The organism is Trebonia sp., assembly GCF_049794275.1.
Classification (GTDB): Bacteria; Actinomycetota; Actinomycetes; order Streptosporangiales; family Streptosporangiaceae; genus Trebonia.
On the sequence record NZ_JBARCR010001095.1, the window covers coordinates 1 to 2,641 of the forward strand.

A 2,641-nucleotide genomic window follows, 5' to 3' on the forward strand; every position below is an offset into this window, starting at 1 on the left:
GCTCTACTCCCCGCCGACTACTCCCCGCCGACGGCCGCCCCCGCGGCCGCCACGGACGCCTCCGCCCCTGCGTGGGTCGTCCTGGTGGTGGCCATGCCGGTGGCGGCCACCGCGGCGCCGACGATGCCGGCGTCGTTGTGCAGCGCGGCAGGCACGATCCTGGCCTGCACGCCCTCCAGCAGCGGCACCCACTTCTCTGCTTCCTTGCTGATCCCGCCGCCCACGATGATGAGGTCAGGCGACAGCAGCGCCTCGACATGCTGGATGTACTCGGAGACGCGCTGCGCCCATTCCTTCCAGCCCCACTCGTGCTCCGTCTTCCCGCGCTCGGAGGCGCGCGACTCCGCGTCCTTGCCGCGGATCTCGAGGTGGCCGAACTCGGTGTTCGGGACCAGCAGGCCGCCGGTGAACAGCGCGCTGCCGATCCCGGTGCCGAACGTCAGCATCAGCACCGTGCCGCGCTCGCCCTTGCCCGCGCCGAACATCATTTCCGCGATGCCCGCCGCGTCCGCGTCGTTCAGCACCGTCACGTCGCCGCCGATGGCCGTGCCGAACAGCCGCGCCGCGTCCGTCCCGATCCAGGACTTGTCGACGTTCGCGGCCGTCCGGATCGTTCCGCCGCTCACGACTCCGGGGAAGGTGATGCCGGTAGCACCCTTCCAGCCGAACGACCTCGCGACTTCCCGCACCACGTCCGCCACCGCCTCGGGCGTGGAGGGGTGCGGGGTGAGGATCTTCTTGCGTTCGGCCAGCAGCCTGCCGCTGGCCACGTCGACCGGGGCCCCCTTGATGCCGCTGCCGCCGATGTCGATACCGAATGCCTGCATACCTAAGATCCTTCCACCCTCCGGCGTGGCTATGCGGTCGCCGTTGGCTCGTCTACCCGGACTTCTGACTATTATCGAAACTGACCCAGAGAAAGGGGGGCGCCGGGATGAACTGGCTGAAGGTCGGCGCCGTCGTGATCGGCGGGATCGTCATTTTCTTCGTCCTCGATTCCGTGGTCCATCTGCTGCTCGGCCTGCTGACCGCGATCGCGTTCGTCGCCATCGTCGCGGGCGGCGGATACGTCGCCTACAAGATCGTGGGGGCGCGGCGCCGTCGCCAGGTCAAGGCCACGCAGGAGCCGGAAGAGCGCCGGGTGCGGCGCGACCCCGAGCCGGCCACCCGAGAGCTCGTCGTTCCCCCGGTGACTTCCCAGCCCGCGCGTCACGAGGACGTCGAAGACGAGCTCGCGCGGCTGAAGCGGGAGATGGGCACCTGACGGCCGGCCCCGATAGGCGGCGCTGACGGCTAGCTCCGCCACGCCTTCAGCGCGGCGACCGCTTCCCCGGTGCCGTCGAACCGGACGTGCGCCGCGCTGGTCCGGCCCATCGCCCACATCGTCAGCTCGGCCGGCGTGCCGATGACGGTGACGGTGGGCGTCGCGTTCTTCACCGTGACCCGGTACGGCCCGGTCCGGTTATCGCCGTCATCCCTGGCCAGCTCGACACCGACCGGTGACTTGCGCAGGAAGAACTTGGCGCCCTTCACCCGGCGCCACAGGGCGTCGGACAGCCCGTCGCTGATCGCCCGCGGCTGCCAGTCCGGCTGGGCGCGCCTGACATCCTCGTGATGGACGAAGTACTCCACCGTGTTCGCCTGCTCGTCGGCGCCGGGCAGCGCGAAAGGCGACAGCCGCGGCGGGCCGTTCCTGAACAGGGCGACCAGCTCATCGAAGGTGTATTTTCGCAGGTAGTGCCGCTGTACGCGAGCGGTGTACGGGGCGATCGGCCCGCCCATCACCCCGGCGGCCGCGTCGGGGCGGCGCTCCCGCAGCACCAGGTGCGCCGCCAGGTCACCGGTCAGCCAGCCCGTGCAGAGAGTAGCGGCTTCCGGGCCGGTCTCCTCAAGCAGCGCGGCTAGCGCCAGGCGTTCATCCCGCGAGTTGCTCACCTGGAGATCGTAGGCTGTAGCGGTGCCTCATGGCACCGGGAGTGAGGAGGTCGATGATGACAGCAGCCGTCCGCCCGTCGCGGCTTGACCCGGAGATAGCCGCGCGGCTGAAGCGGGATTCCCATGGCCTGATGGCGGCGATCGCGCAGCAGTACGACACCGGCGAGGTGCTGATGCTCGGCTGGATGGACGACGAGGCGCTGCACCGCACGCTGACCACCGGCCGCTGCACCTACTGGTCGCGCAGCCGCCAGGAGTACTGGGTCAAGGGCGAGACCTCGGGCCACCTTCAGTTCGTGAAGTCCGTGGCGCTCGACTGCGACGCCGACGCGATCCTGGTCAAGGTGGACCAGGTCGGCGCCGCCTGCCACACCGGCAACCGGACCTGCTTCGACGCGGACCTGCTCCCCGCCGTCACCGGCGAACGACCCGGCCTGGCCGTCGGCTCCGCCCAGGCCGCGGGCGGCTGAGCGGCGTGCGCGCGATCCCGGTTCGCCGTGAATACGGCCTCACGCTCCTGGCGGGCGCGGTCGGCGCGGGCCTGATCCTGCTCGCGGTCAGGGAACGCTGGGCCGAGGCCGTCTTCACCCCGCCTAAGCCGCTGAGCCAGCAGGTGGTCGGCGTGTCCGGCGCCGACCTCGTCCCGCTGGCCGGCGCGCTCGCCGTGGCGGCGCTCGCCGGGCTGGCCGCCGTGATCGCCACCAGG

General features: G+C 71.0%; 5 protein-coding genes. 3 read left to right on the plus strand and 2 right to left on the minus strand.

The window, feature by feature from the left end; all coding sequences use genetic code 11:
- Positions 1-17 precede the first annotated feature (17 nt).
- On the minus strand, positions 18-827 hold the full coding sequence (gene ppgK, locus WA805_RS27265; RefSeq protein WP_425243771.1) for a polyphosphate--glucose phosphotransferase: 810 nt from the start codon (positions 825-827) through the stop codon (positions 18-20).
- Positions 828-934: 107 nt separating this feature from the next.
- On the opposite strand from ppgK, the gene WA805_RS27270 reads away from it, so the two are divergent.
- The gene (locus tag WA805_RS27270; protein ID WP_422270698.1) at positions 935-1,264 is read left to right on the plus strand and encodes a hypothetical protein; all 330 of its coding nucleotides are present in this window, start codon (positions 935-937) and stop codon (positions 1,262-1,264) included.
- A 29-nt stretch (positions 1,265-1,293) separates the two neighbouring features.
- On the opposite strand, the gene WA805_RS27275 is transcribed toward WA805_RS27270, so the two are convergent.
- Positions 1,294-1,935: a TIGR03085 family metal-binding protein gene (locus WA805_RS27275; RefSeq protein ID WP_422270696.1), complete on the minus strand. Its 642-nt coding sequence runs from the start codon at positions 1,933-1,935 to the stop codon at positions 1,294-1,296.
- Between the two features lie 56 nt (positions 1,936-1,991).
- Between WA805_RS27275 and hisI the strand changes: the two genes are divergently transcribed.
- On the plus strand, positions 1,992-2,405 hold the full coding sequence (hisI, locus tag WA805_RS27280) for a phosphoribosyl-AMP cyclohydrolase (protein WP_422270702.1): 414 nt from the start codon (positions 1,992-1,994) through the stop codon (positions 2,403-2,405).
- A 5-nt stretch (positions 2,406-2,410) separates the two neighbouring features.
- On the plus strand, positions 2,411-2,641 hold a 231-nt coding region (locus WA805_RS27285; protein WP_422340211.1), incomplete at its 3' end, for a Trp biosynthesis-associated membrane protein.